The sequence below is a fragment of the Pseudoalteromonas sp. P1-9 genome (genome assembly GCF_001399975.1).
Taxonomy (GTDB): Bacteria; Pseudomonadota; Gammaproteobacteria; order Enterobacterales; family Alteromonadaceae; genus Pseudoalteromonas.
Map to the genome: position 1 here is coordinate 149,790 of NZ_LKBD01000005.1, position 18,983 is coordinate 168,772.

Here is an 18,983-nt window from a genome sequence, read left to right on the forward strand (position 1 = left end):
CTAACATTTTTTGGGGCAACTAGTGTAAAAAAAAGCGCGGCTTAACCCCATTTATTAAGTAAAGCTTAATGTATCAATTTGTTAAGCGCTGACTAAAACTCGTACCCTAGGCTAACAACAAATCGATAGTCGTTTTTATCTGGGGTTGATGTGTCGGTCGGTTTAGGGTTTTCAATACGGTCTAAATAGAATGTGAGGTCTAAATCAAAGTCGCCAATTAGGTCTACCTCAAAGCCAGCTTTAAGGCGATGAATATATTCACCAGCCTCTTCACTTACAACTTTTACTTGGTAGTCGGCGTCAAACTCAATGTCTTTGGTTATATCCCACTGAATGGCGGTACCTAAGTTTAATACACCAGATGTTTCTGTATCGTCTTCACCAGCTTCAACTGTAATGTAATTAGTTGATTGATAGCTGGGGCCTGCACTGATTTCCCAAACAAAATTACCAATATCAAGTACCTCATAACCTACACCGAAACCTAATGTATGACGATTGTCTATGTTGCCAAGTTCATCAGCGAAATATTCATAATCGGCGACGCGAATGAAGGTTTTGGGAGAGAAGAACCAATCGAAACTACTTGAGAGTCTTTGGTCGTTGGTGGTCTGTTCTTTTTTACCGGTATCTTGACTTACTCTTTCGCTAAAATTACTAACAAACTCGCCAGATAAACGCGTTGTAGCGGTACGTCTTTGAGCTTCACCGCTTAACGTGTAGTCAGATTGTTCAGAATTACCTCGGCGAAAATTAGTGCCAAAGTTAATCTCGCCGTCCCAATAATCAAGCTCATTACCATCTGCAGAAGCGATTGATAAAAGATTATTTACTGCAATTTGTTGCTTTTTCTGACCATTGGTTAGCGTTAGCTGTTTGTCTTGAATTACAAGCCTGCCAGTTAACACCGTGCCATCGCTCAAACGAATACTTTGATTGCCTTTGGTATAAAGCTCAGCAACATCATCGATATCGATTGTTTGTATGCCGAATTCATCTGAATCAAATTCGATGTCTTCGTCATATAAGGTAATTAAGTCGCCTTTTATCCACTCGCCTGAGGTGGTTTTGAGCCAATCATATTGTTGCTTAAAGTCGCTGTTAGCGGGTCTCCAAAGAGGGCTTGCGCTTGCGGCAGAGACATATGGGCACAACAGCGATGTGGCTAATAATAAAAACGAAATAGTTTTCATAAAAACGTCCTGTTAAATATCTTCCATATTCTGAGTGTTTTCTTATTGTGTCTGTGGCCAATAATCAACTTGTAGTTAGCTCGCCGTTGATAACGGTAATTCCATAAAAACACTGAGCGGGTTATCACGATAACGACCGAAACATTCGCAACGTTCAAAACCAAGGCTTTCATATAGGTTGATTGATTCTGTTTGTTTACTACCCGTTTCCAAACGTAGTAATGGGATCTGCGCTTGGCCGGCCCAGTACATTAAGTTTTGCATAATGCGACGAGATAAGCCTTTACCACGGTGCGTTGGTTTAACATAAACACGCTTAATTTCGCCATACAGGCTTGATTCAAACTTCTTTACAATCGCACCGCAGGCGATAATACCTTCGTCTGTTAACAAACCAATCGCGTGTACATTGGGTTGGTTTAATTCAGATAAATCTAAAGATTGGTCACTTGCAATTGGGTAGAGTGAATTCATAAGGCGGTCTATTTCAGCAAATAGACTAATTACATGTTGGTCGTTGGCATCTAACGAAACTAACTGCATAGTGTCCTCTAACAACTTTATTATTGTGCTTTAGATACGTTGGGGCAAATAATTAAAAATCAAGTTAACAAAAAATACAAGTTTGATTTTCATCATTATGTATTTACTAACAGACCATATTTTTGTAGGGTCTGCATAAATTGACACAATGAGAATTAGAAATGCCTAAAGCAAGTGAAATTAAAAAGCATGCAGCCATTGATTATAACGGTCGAGTGATGATTGTACGTGACATTGAACGTTCAGTACCTCAGGGGCGCGCAGGCGGCAGTTTATACCGTATGCGTATGTACGATGTTGTAAATGGCGGTAAAGTTGATGAAACATTTAAAGCAGATGAAATGTTAAACTTTGCTGATTTAAATCGTCGCCCAGCGGTATTTTCGTACGTTGATGGTGACGAATACGTGTTTATGGATGAAGAAGATTACACGCCATACAACTTAAACAAAGAGTCAATTGCAGAACAACTTTTGTTTATCGATGAAAATACCAAAGGTTTATTGGTCGTAGTGGTTGAAGGTAGCCCGGTATCGATTGATTTACCGTCAAGTGTAGAGCTGGTAATTGAAGATACATCCCCTTCTATTAAAGGTGCTTCAGCAAGTGCTCGTACAAAACCTGCAACAATGACAACGGGTTTAATTATTCAAGTGCCAGAGCATATTTCAGCGGGTGATAAAGTAAAAATTAACACCTCTGAGCAAAAATTTATGGGCCGCGCTGAATAATTCGGTTTGTTTATTAAAAAAGGCTTAGCAAGATTGTTAAGCCTTTTTTGTTTATTTGGTGGTGAGGCAACATAATACGTTAACTATCTTATTGTATTTTAATCGAAACGTGTTTGCGTGATTGACATTTCGTAATTAAAATTAGGGTAATAAATTTTACGCGCAATACACGTCTTGATCTTTACTACAGTGGAAACGACACGAATTGGGCATTAAAGGATAACAATGAATATTACGATCGCAGGTACTGGCTACGTTGGACTATCAAACGCGGTTTTATTAGCACAACATAACTCAGTAATCGCTTATGATATTATCGATACGAAAGTTGACCTGGTCAATCAAAAGCAATCTCCCATTGCAGATCCTGAAATAGAGCATTTCCTTGCAAATAAAAAATTAGATTTAGTTGCGACAAGCGACAGTAACAAGGCGTTTAAAAATGCAGATTACGTTATTATCGCTACACCTACGGATTATGATGAGGTTACAAACAAATTTAATACGTCGTCTGTAGAGGCGGTTATTCATGAAGTTAACAAAGTTAATCCTTCAGCAATAATGGTAATAAAGTCAACTGTGCCGGTTGGTTTTACTAAACGTATTAAGCAAAAGTTATGTACTAGCAATATTATATTTTCGCCTGAATTCTTACGTGAAGGTAAAGCATTATTTGATAATTTACACCCGTCACGCATTATTGTTGGTGAAAAATCAGAACGGGCACAAAAATTCGCTGAATTATTGGCGCAGGGCGCGTTGAAAGAGGACATAAATATTCTTTTAACGGGTTCTACAGAAGCAGAGGCAGTTAAGCTATTCTCTAACACTTACTTAGCAATGCGTGTGTCTTATTTTAATGAACTTGATACTTACGCTGAAAGTCACGGATTAGATACGAGGGAAATTATTGAAGGCGTAAGTTTAGACCCTCGAATAGGCAACCATTATAACAACCCATCGTTTGGTTATGGCGGTTATTGTTTACCAAAGGACACCAAGCAGCTTCGCGCAAATTTTGAAGATGTACCAAACACACTGATTAATTCAATCGTTGAATCTAACACTGTACGAAAAGACCACATCGCATTTTCAATTATTAACAAGCAACCAAAAGTAGTCGGTATACATCGTTTGATTATGAAAAGCGGTTCCGATAATTTCAGGGCGTCTTCGGTACAAGGCATTATGAAACGCATTAAAGCCAAAGGAATCGAAGTGGTGGTGTATGAACCTGTGATGCAAGAAGAATCCTTTTTTAACTCACGTGTCATTAAAGACCTGGAAGAGTTTAAAAAAATATCGGATGTAATCGTATCAAATAGAATGGAGCCATGTTTGAAGGATGTTGCTGACAAAGTCTATACACGGGACCTCTTCGGTAGCGATTAAGCTTTAAATAGTCACTCTTTAAAAGCAGTCATTTATGATTTTGAACTAGCGAAATAATGCTAGTTCAGATAGCATTAGCGTTTTTGCTCTCTCGGATAATTCATGGCTCAGCTGTACTTTTATTACTCTGCAATGAACGCAGGTAAATCAACCACGTTATTACAATCTGCTTTTAACTACAAAGAACGTGGAATGGAGCCATTAATTTACACCGCAGCAATTGATACACGCTATGGTGAAGGGAAAGTAAGTTCACGTATTGGCTTAGCTGCAGATGCATCTTTGTTTTCGCCTGAATCTAATTTATCCGACGAAATTGCCACGCAGCATGCTGTTAAAAAGGTTGATTGTGTACTTATTGATGAGGCCCAGTTTTTAACTAAAAAACAAGTAGAAGAACTGTGTATTGTTGTTGATAGGCTAAATATTCCAGTCTTGTGTTATGGATTACGCACCGACTTTCTCGGCGAATTATTTGTTGGAGCCCAGTATTTACTGGCTTGGGCAGATAAGTTAATTGAATTAAAAACCGTGTGTCATTGTGGGCGAAAAGCCAATATGGTGCTTCGTACCAATGAACAGGGTGTACCGATCACCCAAGGTGAGCAGGTTGAAATTGGTGGTAACGACCGATATGTGTCTGTGTGCAGAAAGCACTATTTTGAAGGGCTTGAAAATCAAGTAGCAATCCCGAACTAGCATTAACTATCTTAATTTATTAAACCAAAAGGCTTGTGAATGTATCGCAAGCCTTTTTTGTTTTACCCCAATACGGTTAGGTAGGTGAGTTGTTAAAACGCCAACACAATACATGCATTACTTTTTGGCCGTGGGCTAATGGCATTACTTTAACCTCTGAATTAGTAAAGCGAGATAATTGCGATTTAAGCTTTGGCAAGTTCTCTTTTTTTGATACAAGCGATGTAAACCAACCTACTTGGTCTTGATAGTCAACGCTTTGATTAATCATTGTGGTAAGAAACGCTATTTCGCCGCCTTCACACCACAATTCAGCTTTTTGACCCGAGAAATTAAACCCTTTGTTCTCGTGTGAGAGGTTTTTCCACTTTCTTTGGTTAGCTTTTTCAGCGTTATCTAATGAACTATGAAATGGTGGGTTGCAGCAGGTGATATCAAAAAAGTCGTTTGCGTTAATCACACCGTGGAATATGTTGTCAGTTGATTTTTGCTGGCGTAATTTAACGGGCAGTTTATTAAACTGCGCTAAGTTCTTAGCTTGTTTAATGGAGTTTAAATCGATATCGGTCGCTACCGCTTTCCAACCATAAATCTTGTTGGCTAAAATAGGGTAGATAAGTGATGCGCCCGTACCAATATCGAGTAAGTGCGTATTTTTCCCAGTTGGTACATCACCGTTATTTTGTTCGGCGAGTAAATCTGCCAGCGTGTGAATTAAATCAGCACGGCCAGGTACGGCAGGGCATAAGTTTGTATCTGGAATATCCCATACAAGTAACTGGTAATCTACAACTAAAAGCGCCTGGTTAAGTGCCTTTACCGCTTTTGAATCGCAAAAATCAATCGTCGTGTTACCAAATTCATTTTTGATTAAGTAAGGCGTAAGTGTCGGGCTAAATTTCGCTAGCTTCGCTAAATTATAACCATTGAGGTGGATATTTCGCGGATGATGTTTTTTTTCCATCGTTATGGGGCAATTCAAAAGTGTTACATAACGCTGATTTTAACATGCTAGCCTTTGAACGCTTGTATTTATTCATATTTGTTTTTAGTGTCGTTCTAGTACGACCAGATTAAAGGCAATACTTATGATTACACAAGCCTCACATTTCGTTCCTTTGAAAAATGGTGACAAAGTCCATTTGCGTCAAATTTATAAAGACCAAAACGGCCCTATTGTCTTTTTTATGCATGGTGCTGTTGAAAATGGTCGCATTTTTTATACCCAATCAAACAAAGGATTAGCGCCGTTCTTAGCAGACGCTGGTTTTAATTGTTTTGTTGCAGACTTGCGTGGCCGCGGGTTAAGTGAACCAAAAATCTCCAAACATAGCAGCACAGGGCAAAGGGATTCTATTGTTGAAGAAATCCCAGCGATGTTGGAGTACATTAAAGACTATTCTAAACAGGCTATTGCTTATTTTTGTGCACATTCATGGGGTGGGGTATTACTTAACTCTGTTCTGGCACGTTTCCCAACTTACCTAGATGATTTAAAAGCGTGTGTTTATTTTGCTTCCAAACGAACCATATATAACCGTCACCCATCAAAATATATTCAAGCGAATTTAGTGTGGTACTTAATTTCTCCTTTGCTAATTAAAAGATATGGCTATCTACCTGCAAAACGCTTTAAGTTTGGCTCGGATGATGAAACTCGTTTGTCACATAAAGAAGGGGTTGAATGGGTTAAGAAAAATCCTTGGGTATGTCCATTTGATCAGTTCGATTACGGGAATGCACTTGAAGACATAGCGCTTCCGCCTGTTTTACATATTGGTGCAGTAAATGACAAAGCGCTCGCACAAAAAATAGATATAGAGGCGTTTATCAAAGAGAGTGGAAGCGGTGAACAAGTACTTAAGATGTATGGTAAACGCTACAACCATAAAATTGATTATGACCACATAAATATTCTAACGTCGCCGTTTGCTAAAAAAGAAACTTACTTAGATACATTAAATTGGTTTAATCGATTTAAATAAGCCTAACAAACGCATCGTAGCAGTCAAAAACGGTGAGGCGACTAAAGCAGTCTACTCGCCGTTCTTAAGGTGCGTTCCGCTTATTCCTGATTTTTCAATACAAACAACTTTTTACAGATTTCGCTTATACCTTTTCTGATTGTTGTGCGAAAATGTAATTATGCGTACGATGAAATATTTCCATAAAGCCCCAGTTCGGGTGCTTAAAATCAAACAGCAACGAAGTCGCTTAAAAGTGCGCCGTCAGATGTTGCAAGTTAAGCATGCGCTTGCACAAGAAAAGCAAGAAACCATCGATATGCTGATCACCTACCGAAACTACACCCAAGGCAAAGCAAATAAAGCAGAACTAAAGCAAGCAAATCAACAGTTTCTTGATGTACTTAAAGGCGTTGGTTTAGGTATTTTTGCAATTTTACCGTTTGCGCCTATTACCATTCCATTAATTGTAAAACTCGGAAAACTTGTTGGTGTTGAAGTATTGCCCAGTGCTTTTAACAAAACTGATAATAAATAATTTTAAAATCGCCTATATTGTGCTGAAATAACAGGCGCTGTCCTATTAAATTCTATCGTTAATGTAAGACAACGCGAACCATAGTTTGTTATGCTATAACCAAAGTGTGCAAATTATAAAGGCCAAATTATGACTCAAGCCCTTGTTAATAAATCTGAAGGGATCCCGCTTAGCATTAAATCAAGTGCAGAATTTGACGCGTGGCAAGAAAAACAATCTGACGTAACTAAAAACTGGCTTAAATCACTCAGCTTTGAAGGGTGTGGTTTGTTGTTAGTGCCAAATTTTGAAAGTGGCACATTAAGCGAAGCCGTGTTCTTTTGTAACGATACTAACGAACTTTGGTCATGTGGCGACCTCGCTTCGCAGTTACCAGCCGGTACCTATTTACTTAATAATGACGCAAACACAAACAAGTTAGTAGCAACCAGCTTTGCGTTAGGTGCGTATGACTTCACACCGTACAAAGAATCTAAACCAGTAAGCGTAAAACTCGCAATTGCTGATAAAGTCTTGTTTGATGAAGTTACTACGTATGTAAAAGGTGTTTCAATTGTTCGCGATCTCGTGAACATGCCTGCAGGCGACATGATGCCACAACACCTTGCAGAAATAATGTCTGATATGGCTGATGAATTTTCCGGCGAGTTTTCTCAAATCGTTGGTGATGAACTATTAGAGCAAAATTACCCAACAATCCACGCTGTAGGCCGAGCAAGTGCAAACAAACCACGCTTACTTGATTTACGTTGGGGTGATAAAAATGCGCCGAAAGTAACTTTAGTGGGTAAAGGCGTGTGTTTCGATTCAGGCGGGTTAGATTTAAAACCGGCATCAGGCATGCGTTTAATGAAAAAAGACATGGGTGGCGCTGCACACGTTCTTGGTTTAGCGCATATGATTATGGCGTTTAACTTACCAATTAATTTACGTGTAATGATCCCTGCGGTTGAAAATGCGGTATCAGATAATGCATTACGCCCTGGTGATGTTATTAAAACACGTAAAGGTATTACCGTTGAAATTGACAATACCGATGCAGAAGGGCGCTTAGTGTTATGTGACGCACTCGCAGAAGCGGTAACAGAAAAGCCAGATACACTCATTGATTTTGCAACGCTTACTGGTGCGTGCCGTATTGCGCTAGGTACAGAATTACCGGGCTTTTTCAGTGATGATAAATCACTTGTTGAGGGGCTAGGATTAGCTGCAGACGACGTACAAGATCCAGTATGGCATTTACCATTACATAAAGCCTATAAAGATTTGTTAAACAGCACGGTTGCAGATATGACAAACTGCGCGTCAGGGCCATTTGGTGGTGCGATCACCGCTGCACTTTATTTACAGGAATTTGTCGAACAAGATATTTCATGGGTACATTTTGATGTAATGGCGTGGAATATCCGTAAGTTACCGGGTCGACCTGTTGGTGGCGAGGCATTTGGTGTACGCGCGATTCTAAAGTATTTACAAAATAAGTACAGCTAAACCGAGATCACTTGGCGTTGATATGATCTAACAGTGAATCAATCGTTAGATCATCACCTTCGGCAAGTTCTGCAATTAATAAGCGCAGAATATAAGATTTAGATAACCCTGATTGCTTTGACAGCGTATCGAGTTGTTTAATGTTATCAGGAGAAAGGGTGAAAGTAGCATTTTTGTACTTTCGCCCTTTTTTTATGTGTCGTGATTTATCAAGGGTTGCATCTTTACCTTGTGCATACAGGTTTGCTTGCTCAATAAACTCATCAACCGAAATTTTCTTCTTTCGGTTGTTGCCATTTCCTTTTTTTAAATCAATTAAACTCATGGCCGTGAACCACTTCCATCGTTAATAACTCATCAACAATGGCTTTAATTTCAAGCGCAGCTTTACCATCAGGTTCAATTTCAATCACTGATTTACCGTTTTCTTCACTGTCATCGTAGATGTTTCTACTGTGGGTTATTGAATTAAGTACTGGTATACCATATGACGCACACACTTCTTTCGCTTCTAAAATACGTGAGGCTTGATTAGGCAACGAAGGGCACTGAGTAATAACAAACGCTGCGTTAAGTTTTGGGTTAACCATTTTGCACGTTGTAAGTATATCTTCCATATGGGGAACTGTTTTTAAATCCCTGCGTTTTGGCCTGAGTGGAATGAGTGTGTGATCAGCTACCGACATCGCAGCGCGAAGTGCTAAGTTATCTTGCCCACCACAATCGACGATAACATAATCATAATGGTTTTCAAGACTAAGAAGATCATTACGTATTTTACCGTACAGTTGCACGCAATTAATCAGTGGCAAATGAGGATTGGTATTACGAGCTTGGATCCAATCTGATGAGGTTCGCTGAGGGTCACAATCTACAATCAAAACGGTATAATTTTGCAGGGTAAGGTATACGGCAACATTTTGAGCAAGACAGCTTTTACCGCTACCGCCTTTTTCACCGCCAACAAGAATAATCATTTATCCTCTCCTTGTTCGACAAATAACATGGCCACATCATACCAATCGTGAACTTCAGTCTCTCGCAATACCCTTGCATAAAATTGGTTTGAGGCACCTAACTTGTCGCGAAACGTTACCTTAACGGGTTGATTTGTAATTATAGGTCGGTCGATATTCACTTTTAATCCACCGTTCGAAACATCAATGCACATTGCTTGGCGTTTTATTATTTTACCATCTTCACACTGCCACTCTAATCCAATGAGTTCTTTTTCCATGTCGAGCCGTAATGAGCGTCTTTTTTCAATATTGGAAGTTTGCTCATGCATAGTAATACCCTTTAAACAATCGCTAAATTGCACTCCATTACCCTTGGTATGGCGCATATATCACTCTTTAAAGCGTAGTGTTAAAAGGGAATTTTGCAAATAAAAAAGCCCGTATAAACACGGGCTTAAAGAAAGGCTATTGACAGTGTTTTACCGCATTGGCGATTATTTCTATGCCGCTTTTATCGCAAGGTGTTAACGTATGACTTGCTGGAATAATTGGCGTAACGCGCTCACCCCATTGAATAAAACTTGCAGCCCATGTTAGGCCCGCACCAAACGCAGCAGAAATTACGCGGCTGTTTTCTTTAATCAGGCCATTTTCAACTGCTTCACAAATCGCAATAGGAATTGTCGCGGCTGAGGTATTGCCGTATTTATCAATGTTCACCATTACTGCGTCATCGGGTAAATTCACTTTAGATTGAATCGCTTGAATGATGCGTAGGTTTGCTTGGTGTGGAATAAGTACATCAATGTCAGAAATCTCGCTACCAACTTGCGTTAATACATCATCAACTGCAGTCGTCATACCTTTTACCGCTCGCTTAAATATTTCGCGACCTTCGAATAATAGATCAGACGGGCCAACTGGCTGATACTTATCGGTGTTGGTACCTGAATTTGTAATGTGTAGAATTTCTCTATCTTCGCTGTCGCAACCTGTCTTAGTGCCAAGAAGGCCTGTTTTATCATCGCTTGCCTCAAGCACCACAGCACCGGCGCCATCACCAAAAAGTACACCGCTATCGCGACGTTGCCAATTAACATACCAAGTCATACGTTCAGCGCCTATGACAACCGCTTTTTTAATCATGCCTGATTGAATTTGTGCGGTTGCGTTTTGTAATGCGTACAAAAAGCCTGAGCATGCCGCATTTACATCACACGCAGCGGCACCCGTTGCATTAAGGTTTTTTTGAACTTCTGATGCCGTGTTTGCAACCATGGTAGACGGAGAGCAGGTTGCTAAAAGTACTAAATCTATTTCGTCTGCGTTTTGTATGCCAGCACAATCCAGCGCATTTTTTGCTGCGATAGTCGCAAGTTCTGCGGTACTTTGATGGGAGATGCGCCTTTCCTTAATTCCTGTACGTGTGGTGATCCATTCATCGTTGGTGTCCATAATTTGGCTTAGATCATCATTTGTCAGTTTTACTGGCGGAATGCATTTTCCCCAACCAGTAATTTTGGCATACTTCATTAGCAACCCTTATTGTGATTTCTTAGTGTGTTGAACTGGTTATACCAGATACAGTGCGTTTTGTCTTTGTTTAAACGAGTTAGTTATGACTTTGCTTGCTAAATTTCTTAGTGCTGAACCGGCCTTAGCTTATCGAAAACCGATCAGCCGATTGTTATTCTTACGAACGGTGTCTATTGCTATTCAGCTTATTAGCGTTATTGTGCTGCATTTTTCTGTTAGCAAAAATGATTACGTGGGTGTGCTACTTCTCGTTATTGCGTTTGAAACCTTGTTCCATTTAGCAAGTATTGTTTATTTTTCGCGTCTTAATGCGACCAATTTTGCGTTGGCATTGCAAATATTGGCTGATATTTCGTTTTTGAGTTTGCTATTACTTTATAGTGGCGGGGCGACCAACGCGTTTGTTTCGTTATTGTTACTTCCGCTTATCATCGCAGCTGTGTGTTTGCCGCTTCGTTGGCTTGCTGTGTGCTCGCTTACCGCTGTCAGCTTTTATACATTATTAGTGTTTAATATGCCAAAACACGCGATGCATCATATGGATATGCAAGAGCATTTTCTAGGAATGTGGATTAATTTTGTGTTATCAGCGCTGGTTGTTACCACCACAATTAGTGCCTTGGTGAAAGCCAATGCCAATAAAGAGCGCCAGATGGCAATTCAGCGCGAAGAAACGTTACGTAGTGAACAATTAATGGCTCTGGGTACGGCTGCTGCACAAGTTACACACCATTTGGCAACACCCATTGCCAACCTACAAATGATTTATGAAGATTTACTCGATGAAATCGGTGAAAACAATTCACTTATAAATGAAATGGCGCAGCCACTGACTCAATGCACTGAACAATTGGCTTATTTTCGTGATTACGCAAGCCAAATTAAAGAAAACAAAATTAACGAAAAATGTGTTAATACGGTGATTAGTGAGTTTTATGATGCGTGTTTATTGCACTTTCCAGAGCAGCGAATTGTGTTAACGAATTTAGCCTCAACGTCAAGTAAAATCAGCTCGGATAGTTTGTTACTTTCAGCACTGATCAACTTAGTGCAAAACGCTGTCGATGCGAATAGACAAAATCAAAGTAATCAAATCGAAATCAATGTCGATGAAATAGACGGTCAATTGAATATAGACATTGAAGACGCAGGCGCTGGCTTTGATTTAGATCTACTTGATTCATTAGGACACGAAACAATCAAAAGTCAAAAAGGCATGGGCATAGCGCTCTTTTTATCTAATACCACTGTAAACAAATTGGGCGGTAAATTGATTATTGCAAATAATCAAGATGTTGGCGCAAAAGTAAGTGTAAGGTTGCCATTACTATGAAATTACTAATCGTTGAAGACGATAATGCATACGGTCAAACACTTGCCAGGCGTATGACTAAACACGGATTTAGTGTAGAGCACGTCACTTATGCTGACGAGGTGTTGATTAAGGCAAGACAGTACTTGCCAGAATACATCCTGCTTGATATGAAACTTGGCGCGCAAATTAGTCTGCCATTAATTAAACCGCTGAGGGCGTTGTTACCTAACTGTAAAATTGTATTGCTAACTGGCTTTGCCAGCATTGCAACTGCGGTAGAAGCGATACGACTAGGCGCTAATGATTATTTAGCAAAACCTGCTGATACTAAATCCGTTGTTGCTGCTTTAACAGGTGAAAAAGCCGAAATAGCCTTTGATGAAACACCCATTTCGAGCGAGCAATTAGAATGGGAACACATTAATCAGGTCTTAAAAACCAATAATGGAAACGTATCTGAAACAGCACGACAACTCGGTATGCACCGCAGAACCTTACAGCGTAAACTGCAAAAAAAACCACAACTGACTAAAACAGAACATTATGGCTAAACCGAACAAAAAGTTACCTGAGCGCGTAGTTAAAATAGTGTGTGCTGGTTGTGGCGCTAAGCTATTTAAATATCACAAAAATGGTAAAGGCGCGTTAGTTAAGTGTTTTAAAGAGCGAGTAGCAGTAGATTACTGTGAAAATGCATGCCACTGCCCAAACTGTCATCAAATGTTTGCCCGTGAGCAAATTATCCGCGGGGCAGCTGCGTATAAAATCATTGGTGGTAAGGCCAGAATAGATTGATGTAGATAAGCATTAATAGGGGACATATGTCATGGTAACGGCTCACCGGTAAGATAAAATTATTCGGTTTGAGGATTTGCCTCAACTACAAGCTGTTTCATGGATGAAAATCGCCCTCCCCACGGAAAGGGCCAGCAAATTTGGGCGCTAAAGCTTGGAGTTTTCAATTGATCTCAATAATTTTTGATATTATCGGTATGACCGGTACGTTTCTTGTCGTCGGTGCGTTCTTTTTATTACAGTTAGAGAAAGTAAAACCAACGGGTATCGGTTACAACATGATGAATCTATCTGGTGCAATTTTATTACTTATAAGCCTCTGTTATAATTTTAATTTAGCAAGTTTTGTAATTGAATTGTTTTGGATAGCAGCGTCACTAATTGGTCTTTATAAGTACTTTAAGGCACCAAAAGAGGCGATAAGCTAACGTCCCAATAAGGAGAGGGAGTGTTATTAAATTCTTGTAGTCGATTATCTATTCTGACGTTATTAGTAGTCCCTTTCCTGTCTCAAGCGAGTATCTCTAACTCCTCAGAAAAGTCAGCAAAACCACCATTAACATTGGAAGTTAAAAAAACGGTTACGGATAGCGCAACGTTTTTACAAAGCCAGCTTAATACCCATATGCAAAATTCGGCGCAGTGGCTTGATCAATTATTGGTAAGTGAAGGAAGTGAAAAAACACGTGCCACAGCTAAGGGCTATGTTTCACTAGGTTTTGCGCCAAGAGCAAGAGACTTATCGGACTCTGATAATCAATTTAAAGTGTCACTCGATTTACCTAATTTAGAAAACAAGCTAAGCGTTATTATCGATAATGACGAAGCAGAAGAAGACCGACTGCCTTTTCAAAGTACCTCAGGTCAAGATCAAGATAACCATGTCAACGCAGCATTAAACTGGTATATGTTGCAAAAAAAGCGGTTAAACATTGAGCATAGAATCGGTGTTAGCCGCTCAAATCTTTATGCACAAAGCCGCCTTAAATATCAGCAAAAAATTGAAAAATGGCACTTTACCGTTTCGCCAAGCATTGAATACTACCTTGAAGATGGGTGGGGAGCGCGTGTTAATACACGACTTGATAGGCAAATAGAAAGCGATCAGACTTTAAACGTCGCATTTAACACTCGTTATGTTGAAAGTGAACCGAGTAATCGTGTGTCGCTAGGTATATTCCACAGTCATACTTTTAGCAACGACCAAGCGGGTGTAACGGGTGTGTGGCTAAAAGATAGTTTCAGCGGTGAGCGAAGCTATTATGCATCTTATCGCTGGCGAACGCGTTTTTTCGAGCATTGGTTATTTTTTGAAGCGGAACCATTTGTTGAATTTAGAGAGCGCTACGATTTTGACGATGAACCCGGGATTGCACTTCGATTAATCGCCTATTACGGCGTGTAGCGCTTTAAGTCTCAGTGTAAATACGCCTATTAGTCTATCGCGATAAGTTCAATTTCAAATACTAATAATGACGCTGGCGGAATTTTTCCAACAGCGCGTTTACCATACGCTAAGTTATAAGGAATAAAGGCTTTTACCTTTTCGCCACACTTCATTTGTTGTAGCACTTCAGTCCAACCTGGGATCACTTGGTTTAGTTTAAAAGATAGGGGGGTGTTACGTACAACCGAAGAATCGAATACCGTACCATCAAGTAATGTACCGTGATAATGACAAGTCACCTTTGATTGCATTGTGGGCTGTTCACCTGAATCACATGGTGTGAGCACTTCATATTGCAGGCCTGACGCAGTTTCAATGACTTCGCTACGTTTTTTGTTTTCTGATAAAAACGCGTGTTGTGACTCAATGTTCATCGTGGCGCGTTTAGCATTTTGAACTGAAGATTTAATAATAAGTGCAATTAATGCACAAATAATGAGGAAAAGTATGAAGTTAAGCACAGGCGGTCCTTAAATTAAGAACCATGCCTGTACTTGTGATAAATTGCAATTAGATACGACGGTCGTCACCGTAGTATTTGCCTGCAAGGATTTTTTGATACAGCTCATTCGCTTTTTCAGATGCTTCTTTTACTTGTGATGGTGACATTTTTCGCTCATCAAGTTTACGACTGTGGCTGGCATCTTTATGGCCATTAAATTCAGCGACTGTGTTCCAAATGAACGACATTTCAATATTTTTATCCACACCTTGGCCTTCAAAATAAAGTAGTGCGAGATTAAATTGCGCCGCCGCATAGTTTTGGGCGGCTGCTTTTGTGTACCACTCTTTCGCAGCATAAAAGTCTTGGATAACACCGGTGCCGTTGGCATACATGACGCCTAAATTAAATTGCGCTGCGGCTAGCCCTTTTTTTGCTGAACTCTCGTACAAAGAAACGGCTTTTTGCAGATCTTTTTTAACGCCTTTGCCGTCTTGGTATAAGGTTGCAAGTGCAAACATCGCGTCGGCTTCACCAAGTTTTACGCCCTTAGCATATAACTCTGCAGCTTTTTTTGGATTACGTGGTAAGCCGTAACCAAACTCGTGCATTTGCCCTAAGTGATACATGGCAGGGCCATAATTATTTTCGACTAAGTAATTAAAATGAAATAGTGCCGTTTCAAAATCCCCTTCATTTGCTGCATCAATAGCCTGTTGCAAATCGGCTTTAACTAAACAGCTTGTAAACGCGAGGCAGATCGTGATTATTTTTAATATGTGTTTCATTTTTTGATTTCCCTACTTTACGGAATGAAGTTTATGTCGCGGCATTGGTTTGTTTTCTGGTAGCCATATATTGGTACCTGTTGCAGCGATATGATTTAAATTAGTACGTAATACTTTGGTGCCAACGTTATTCGAAGTTTCTGGCTTGGATACTAAATAGCCTTGCACACATTGAATACCCATTTTTCTTACGAGTTCAAATTGCTCGGCACATTCAACCCCTTCTGCTACCACTTTAAGGTTGAGATCTTTACCTAGCTCACTAATAGAATTAAGTATTTTATTATATTTCGGATTATCATTCGCCTGATCAATGAATAATTTATCAATTTTAATAACATCGACAGGTAATTCAGCGAGAGTGCACAGTGAACTAAAGCCCGTACCAAAGTCATCTATTGCGATGGTAATGCCTTTTTGTCTTAGTTTTTGTAGACTTTCGGTGGTTTCACGTGATGCTTCTATAAAGCACGACTCAGTGATTTCCAACATCAGGGCTTTTGGCGGTAATCCGGCTTTTTCGATGGTTTCTATCACCCAATCATAGAGTTTACGGTGTTTTAACTGCACGCCTGATATATTGACAGAAATGCGTACCTTAGTCATACCCGCGTTGTACCATGCTGACATCTGGCGGCACGCTTCAAATAAAATCCAGTCGCCAAGTTCGAGAATTAAATTAGACTCTTCAGCAATCGGGATAAATTCTGTCGGTGTTATTGTACCTTCAACTGGGTGATGCCATCTGACTAAACATTCGAAATAATCAATGCTGCAATCATCAACATGTACAATTGGTTGAAATGATAACGAAAAGTTATTACTTCCTAACGCGAGGCGCATTTCTTCAAGCAAGTAATGATAGCGTCGCATTTTACTGCCCATTTCAGGTGAGTAAACGCGGAAGATACCTCGTCCGTCAGTTTTGGCGCGATACATTGCGACATCGGCCATTTGTAAAAGTGCAAAAGGACTTGAAGCGCTATCAGGGTAGATGGCAATGCCAATGCTCGCGCCAATTTTTACTACTTTATTTCCCAACACAAAATCACGTTCAATTTCATGTAATACATTCTGGGCAACGTTAACAGCCAGTGATGGTTCAAGTAAATCACTGATAAATATTGAAAACTCATCACCGCCTAAGCGCGATAAATTTTGTTCTATACCATTGATTGGGTGTTGAGATGATAGGTTGTGATTTCTCACTATCGTGCGCAAACGCTCGGCTACTTGAATAAGTACTTCATCGCCAAAACTATGACCAAAGGAGTCGTTAACTTGTTTAAATCCATCGAGATCAATAAACAGTAATGCTTGTTTTTTGGTGGCTTGCTCTGCATAAGTTAGCTGCTCTTTTAAATGCCCTAAATACGCGTGTCGGTCTGCTAGTCCAGTCAGCTTATCTTGAAATATACTGGTTTCGGTGTCTTTTTTATAACGTTCAACGGCGTCGGTGAGTGAGCTAATAGAATGGTTTAGGCGTGCTAGGTTACTCTCAGTTTCATACTTTGGTAAATCCAGATTAAAAGCGCTAAGCAGGTTATCGGTTTTGTTATTAAGAATTGAAATCGCTTTATTTAGTGATTTTTGCTTTTTGGAGGTGATGGCGAACGGCATTAAGATTGCAAAGCCTAATAAAATGAGCAGTGGTAGATTGGAAAATAACAACATGTCACTGAACATTTTACTAAGCGGCACGGCAACTACATGTTTTTCTGTACTTTCGAGCTGCACATACAACTCATCATTACTGCTAATAATGTCAATATAACTAAATAAAGAAGAGAAAATACTGGGCTGATTTGCATCTAGGTCGTTAGGGTTAAGCACGACCGTATTTACGGGGGAATCCTCATGATGTGATAATGCACCACCTTGTGTGAGTGACAAGGCTAATACTAAATATATAGCGACAATAAACCCAGTTGTGAATAACGCAACGCGGGAGAGAGTTTTCATCATTTGCACTTTTTATCCTGCACGGCTTTCGCAAATTCCATACGTTAACACTAAGCAAGTATAGATTATGAGCGCGCCGTTACCAGTTTTTATTTTACCCGCGAACTTTAGCATATCTTGAAAAATAAATCTTTATAATCATTGAGTTCGGTCAAAGTGTGTGCATTTACTCGTTTCATTATTTATACCCTCTAGCAGGTTAAAAATGTGTGATTGTTAGCGCGAGCGAACAAAGTATTTTTCGATTAATTTTGAAAAGCGGACAATTGACCTTAGTATTCCATTTACAATACCAGTAGTGTGAACCGCCATTTTTTGAGTTTTCATTAAATATGCAAGCGAATAACAATTTTGAAACGGTGTTATTGAAATATACCAACAACAAGTCTTACTTAACTCATCAAGAACTTATTTCACTTAAGTCTCAGTTCGATAGCGAGCAAGCATTCTTTGACGCATTATTAAAGTGGGTGTCTGAATACGCAATTGCACCGGTTTCACAGTTTAAAGTGGCAGCCCTAGCGATCGAGGGCGGCGGTGAAGGGCGCTTATTTTTCGGTGCAAATTTAGAATTTTCCCATCAAGCCTTGAGTTTGGTCGTTCATGCTGAACAAAGTGCTATTCATAACGCACTGTTACATGGGGTTGACGCAATTGAAAAGCTCGTAATTAACGCATCTCCTTGTGGCTATTGTCGTCAGTTTATTAATGAAATTCAATTAGATAAACAACCGTTAATAAATGTGCACGGTGTTGAGAAAACCATACAGCAATATTTGCCAGATGCGTTCGGTCCAAGCGATTTAGACAACCAAGCGCCATTGTTTAGTCAATCATTAACACCATGTAGCGACTTAAATAAGTATGTTAAGCAAAGCTATGCACCATATTCTGGTAATTTTTCTGCGTGTCAAATACAGAATGTGAATGGTCACAAATACTTTGGCGTTTACCTTGAAAATGCAGCGTACAGTCCGAGCTTGTCGCCTTTACAAGCAGCACTCAATCAAGTGCAGTTACATAATCGAGAAAGCGGATTACAAGGAATAAGCGAAATAGTGATTAAGCAAACAAAAGGGAAAGCAAATCAAATAGGTGTTGCTAATGCGGTAGTGATGAGTCTCGGTAGTAATGTTAAGGTAACAATTGAGGAAGTATAACCACTTCCTCAATTTTATGGTGTAGTAA

Annotated in this window: 22 protein-coding genes; 12 read left to right on the top strand and 10 right to left on the bottom strand. The window is 39.7% G+C overall.

The window, feature by feature from the left end:
• Nucleotides 1-92: 92 nt before the first annotated feature.
• Together AN214_RS05475 and AN214_RS05480 are read right to left on the bottom strand one after the other, a co-directional pair.
• Nucleotides 93-1,193 carry a YdiY family protein gene (locus tag AN214_RS05475; RefSeq protein WP_054978778.1) on the bottom strand — a complete coding sequence of 367 codons (1,101 nt, stop codon included), beginning with the start codon at nucleotides 1,191-1,193 and terminating at the stop codon, nucleotides 93-95.
• 75 nt (nucleotides 1,194-1,268) lie between these two features.
• A complete protein-coding gene (locus tag AN214_RS05480; RefSeq protein WP_054978779.1) occupies nucleotides 1,269-1,736 on the bottom strand; it encodes a GNAT family N-acetyltransferase in 468 nt (155 codons plus the stop codon).
• 161 nt (nucleotides 1,737-1,897) lie between these two features.
• On the opposite strand from AN214_RS05480, the gene yeiP reads away from it, so the two are divergent.
• The 3 genes from yeiP to AN214_RS05495 all read left to right on the top strand — a co-directional run bounded on the left by yeiP (nucleotide 1,898) and on the right by AN214_RS05495 (nucleotide 4,558).
• Nucleotides 1,898-2,467 (top strand): elongation factor P-like protein YeiP, encoded by a 570-nt coding sequence (gene yeiP / locus AN214_RS05485; protein WP_010559097.1) that lies wholly within the window; start codon nucleotides 1,898-1,900, stop codon nucleotides 2,465-2,467.
• Nucleotides 2,468-2,692: 225 nt separating this feature from the next.
• On the top strand, nucleotides 2,693-3,859 hold the full coding sequence (locus AN214_RS05490; RefSeq protein ID WP_054978780.1) for a nucleotide sugar dehydrogenase: 1,167 nt from the start codon (nucleotides 2,693-2,695) through the stop codon (nucleotides 3,857-3,859).
• A gap of 102 nt (nucleotides 3,860-3,961) precedes the next feature.
• Nucleotides 3,962-4,558, top strand: a complete 597-nt coding sequence (locus AN214_RS05495) for a thymidine kinase (protein WP_010559099.1) — start codon at nucleotides 3,962-3,964, stop codon at nucleotides 4,556-4,558.
• 76 nt (nucleotides 4,559-4,634) lie between these two features.
• On the opposite strand, the gene rlmF is transcribed toward AN214_RS05495, so the two are convergent.
• Nucleotides 4,635-5,522, bottom strand: coding sequence for a 23S rRNA (adenine(1618)-N(6))-methyltransferase RlmF (rlmF, locus tag AN214_RS05500; RefSeq protein WP_054978781.1), 888 nt, complete (start codon nucleotides 5,520-5,522; stop codon nucleotides 4,635-4,637).
• Nucleotides 5,523-5,646: 124 nt separating this feature from the next.
• On the opposite strand from rlmF, the gene AN214_RS05505 reads away from it, so the two are divergent.
• From AN214_RS05505 to AN214_RS05515, 3 genes are all read left to right on the top strand, one after another.
• Nucleotides 5,647-6,543 (top strand): alpha/beta fold hydrolase, encoded by an 897-nt coding sequence (locus AN214_RS05505; RefSeq protein ID WP_054978782.1) that lies wholly within the window; start codon nucleotides 5,647-5,649, stop codon nucleotides 6,541-6,543.
• A gap of 160 nt (nucleotides 6,544-6,703) precedes the next feature.
• A complete protein-coding gene (locus AN214_RS05510) occupies nucleotides 6,704-7,060 on the top strand; it encodes a hypothetical protein (RefSeq protein WP_054978783.1) in 357 nt (118 codons plus the stop codon).
• Nucleotides 7,061-7,189: 129 nt separating this feature from the next.
• Nucleotides 7,190-8,551, top strand: a complete 1,362-nt coding sequence (locus AN214_RS05515) for a M17 family metallopeptidase (protein ID WP_054978784.1) — start codon at nucleotides 7,190-7,192, stop codon at nucleotides 8,549-8,551.
• Nucleotides 8,552-8,558: 7 nt separating this feature from the next.
• Here the strand turns inward: AN214_RS05515 and AN214_RS05520 are convergent, their stop codons facing one another.
• The 4 genes from AN214_RS05520 to AN214_RS05535 form a co-directional block, all read right to left on the bottom strand.
• The gene (locus AN214_RS05520; protein WP_054978785.1) at nucleotides 8,559-8,876 is read right to left on the bottom strand and encodes a CopG family transcriptional regulator; all 318 of its coding nucleotides are present in this window, start codon (nucleotides 8,874-8,876) and stop codon (nucleotides 8,559-8,561) included.
• Complete coding sequence (locus tag AN214_RS05525; RefSeq protein WP_054978786.1) at nucleotides 8,863-9,528, bottom strand: AAA family ATPase; 666 nt, start codon at nucleotides 9,526-9,528, stop codon at nucleotides 8,863-8,865. Before AN214_RS05525 ends, AN214_RS05520 begins: the two co-directional genes overlap by 14 nt.
• Complete coding sequence (locus AN214_RS05530) at nucleotides 9,525-9,896, bottom strand: PilZ domain-containing protein (protein WP_054978787.1); 372 nt, start codon at nucleotides 9,894-9,896, stop codon at nucleotides 9,525-9,527. The genes AN214_RS05525 and AN214_RS05530 overlap by 4 nt, the downstream gene beginning before the upstream one ends.
• A gap of 79 nt (nucleotides 9,897-9,975) precedes the next feature.
• Complete coding sequence (locus AN214_RS05535) at nucleotides 9,976-11,043, bottom strand: ketoacyl-ACP synthase III (RefSeq protein ID WP_054978788.1); 1,068 nt, start codon at nucleotides 11,041-11,043, stop codon at nucleotides 9,976-9,978.
• Nucleotides 11,044-11,128: 85 nt separating this feature from the next.
• Between AN214_RS05535 and AN214_RS05540 the strand changes: the two genes are divergently transcribed.
• The 5 genes from AN214_RS05540 (at nucleotide 11,129) to AN214_RS05560 (ending at nucleotide 14,561) form a co-directional block, all read left to right on the top strand.
• Nucleotides 11,129-12,379 carry a HAMP domain-containing sensor histidine kinase gene (locus AN214_RS05540; protein WP_054978789.1) on the top strand — a complete coding sequence of 417 codons (1,251 nt, stop codon included), beginning with the start codon at nucleotides 11,129-11,131 and terminating at the stop codon, nucleotides 12,377-12,379.
• Nucleotides 12,376-12,912: a response regulator transcription factor gene (locus AN214_RS05545; protein ID WP_054978790.1), complete on the top strand. Its 537-nt coding sequence runs from the start codon at nucleotides 12,376-12,378 to the stop codon at nucleotides 12,910-12,912. The genes AN214_RS05540 and AN214_RS05545 overlap by 4 nt, the downstream gene beginning before the upstream one ends.
• A complete protein-coding gene (locus tag AN214_RS05550) occupies nucleotides 12,905-13,156 on the top strand; it encodes a hypothetical protein (protein ID WP_054978791.1) in 252 nt (83 codons plus the stop codon). Before AN214_RS05545 ends, AN214_RS05550 begins: the two co-directional genes overlap by 8 nt.
• Before the next feature lie 167 nt (nucleotides 13,157-13,323).
• The gene (locus AN214_RS05555) at nucleotides 13,324-13,584 is read left to right on the top strand and encodes a CBU_0592 family membrane protein (RefSeq protein ID WP_054978850.1); all 261 of its coding nucleotides are present in this window, start codon (nucleotides 13,324-13,326) and stop codon (nucleotides 13,582-13,584) included.
• A gap of 20 nt (nucleotides 13,585-13,604) precedes the next feature.
• Entirely contained in the window at nucleotides 13,605-14,561 is a 957-nt protein-coding gene (locus tag AN214_RS05560) for a hypothetical protein (protein ID WP_152960713.1), read from the top strand.
• A 29-nt stretch (nucleotides 14,562-14,590) separates the two neighbouring features.
• Here the strand turns inward: AN214_RS05560 and AN214_RS05565 are convergent, their stop codons facing one another.
• Genes AN214_RS05565 through AN214_RS05575 form a run of 3 tightly spaced genes read right to left on the bottom strand, consistent with a single transcriptional unit; the run spans nucleotide 14,591 to nucleotide 17,795 of the window.
• On the bottom strand, nucleotides 14,591-15,064 hold the full coding sequence (locus AN214_RS05565) for an FKBP-type peptidyl-prolyl cis-trans isomerase (protein ID WP_054978793.1): 474 nt from the start codon (nucleotides 15,062-15,064) through the stop codon (nucleotides 14,591-14,593).
• A 49-nt stretch (nucleotides 15,065-15,113) separates the two neighbouring features.
• On the bottom strand, nucleotides 15,114-15,833 hold the full coding sequence (locus tag AN214_RS05570; protein WP_054978794.1) for a tetratricopeptide repeat protein: 720 nt from the start codon (nucleotides 15,831-15,833) through the stop codon (nucleotides 15,114-15,116).
• Between the two features lie 12 nt (nucleotides 15,834-15,845).
• Nucleotides 15,846-17,795 (bottom strand): bifunctional diguanylate cyclase/phosphodiesterase, encoded by a 1,950-nt coding sequence (locus AN214_RS05575; RefSeq protein WP_082428499.1) that lies wholly within the window; start codon nucleotides 17,793-17,795, stop codon nucleotides 15,846-15,848.
• A gap of 332 nt (nucleotides 17,796-18,127) precedes the next feature.
• On the opposite strand from AN214_RS05575, the gene cdd reads away from it, so the two are divergent.
• Entirely contained in the window at nucleotides 18,128-18,955 is an 828-nt protein-coding gene (gene cdd, locus AN214_RS05580) for a cytidine deaminase (protein WP_054978795.1), read from the top strand.
• The last annotated feature ends 28 nt before the right edge of the window (nucleotides 18,956-18,983 follow it).

Excerpts from the sequence above, each read along its gene's own strand:
- cdd (WP_054978795.1), top strand. The coding sequence starts at position 18,128 with ATGCAAGCGAATAACAATTTTGAAACGGTGTTATTGAAATATACCAAC.
- AN214_RS05505 (WP_054978782.1), top strand. The coding sequence starts at position 5,647 with ATGATTACACAAGCCTCACATTTCGTTCCTTTGAAAAATGGTGACAAA.
- yeiP (WP_010559097.1), top strand. The coding sequence starts at position 1,898 with ATGCCTAAAGCAAGTGAAATTAAAAAGCATGCAGCCATTGATTATAAC.
- AN214_RS05495 (WP_010559099.1), top strand. The coding sequence starts at position 3,962 with ATGGCTCAGCTGTACTTTTATTACTCTGCAATGAACGCAGGTAAATCA.
- AN214_RS05550 (WP_054978791.1), top strand. The coding sequence starts at position 12,905 with ATGGCTAAACCGAACAAAAAGTTACCTGAGCGCGTAGTTAAAATAGTG.
- rlmF (WP_054978781.1), bottom strand. The coding sequence starts at position 5,522 with ATGGAAAAAAAACATCATCCGCGAAATATCCACCTCAATGGTTATAAT.
- AN214_RS05520 (WP_054978785.1), bottom strand. The coding sequence starts at position 8,876 with ATGAGTTTAATTGATTTAAAAAAAGGAAATGGCAACAACCGAAAGAAG.
- AN214_RS05490 (WP_054978780.1), top strand. The coding sequence starts at position 2,693 with ATGAATATTACGATCGCAGGTACTGGCTACGTTGGACTATCAAACGCG.
- AN214_RS05475 (WP_054978778.1), bottom strand. The coding sequence starts at position 1,193 with ATGAAAACTATTTCGTTTTTATTATTAGCCACATCGCTGTTGTGCCCA.
- AN214_RS05535 (WP_054978788.1), bottom strand. The coding sequence starts at position 11,043 with ATGAAGTATGCCAAAATTACTGGTTGGGGAAAATGCATTCCGCCAGTA.
- AN214_RS05570 (WP_054978794.1), bottom strand. The coding sequence starts at position 15,833 with ATGAAACACATATTAAAAATAATCACGATCTGCCTCGCGTTTACAAGC.
- AN214_RS05510 (WP_054978783.1), top strand. The coding sequence starts at position 6,704 with ATGCGTACGATGAAATATTTCCATAAAGCCCCAGTTCGGGTGCTTAAA.
- AN214_RS05480 (WP_054978779.1), bottom strand. The coding sequence starts at position 1,736 with ATGCAGTTAGTTTCGTTAGATGCCAACGACCAACATGTAATTAGTCTA.
- AN214_RS05515 (WP_054978784.1), top strand. The coding sequence starts at position 7,190 with ATGACTCAAGCCCTTGTTAATAAATCTGAAGGGATCCCGCTTAGCATT.
- AN214_RS05540 (WP_054978789.1), top strand. The coding sequence starts at position 11,129 with ATGACTTTGCTTGCTAAATTTCTTAGTGCTGAACCGGCCTTAGCTTAT.
- AN214_RS05575 (WP_082428499.1), bottom strand. The coding sequence starts at position 17,795 with ATGAAAACTCTCTCCCGCGTTGCGTTATTCACAACTGGGTTTATTGTC.
- AN214_RS05530 (WP_054978787.1), bottom strand. The coding sequence starts at position 9,896 with ATGCGCCATACCAAGGGTAATGGAGTGCAATTTAGCGATTGTTTAAAG.
- AN214_RS05545 (WP_054978790.1), top strand. The coding sequence starts at position 12,376 with ATGAAATTACTAATCGTTGAAGACGATAATGCATACGGTCAAACACTT.
- AN214_RS05525 (WP_054978786.1), bottom strand. The coding sequence starts at position 9,528 with ATGATTATTCTTGTTGGCGGTGAAAAAGGCGGTAGCGGTAAAAGCTGT.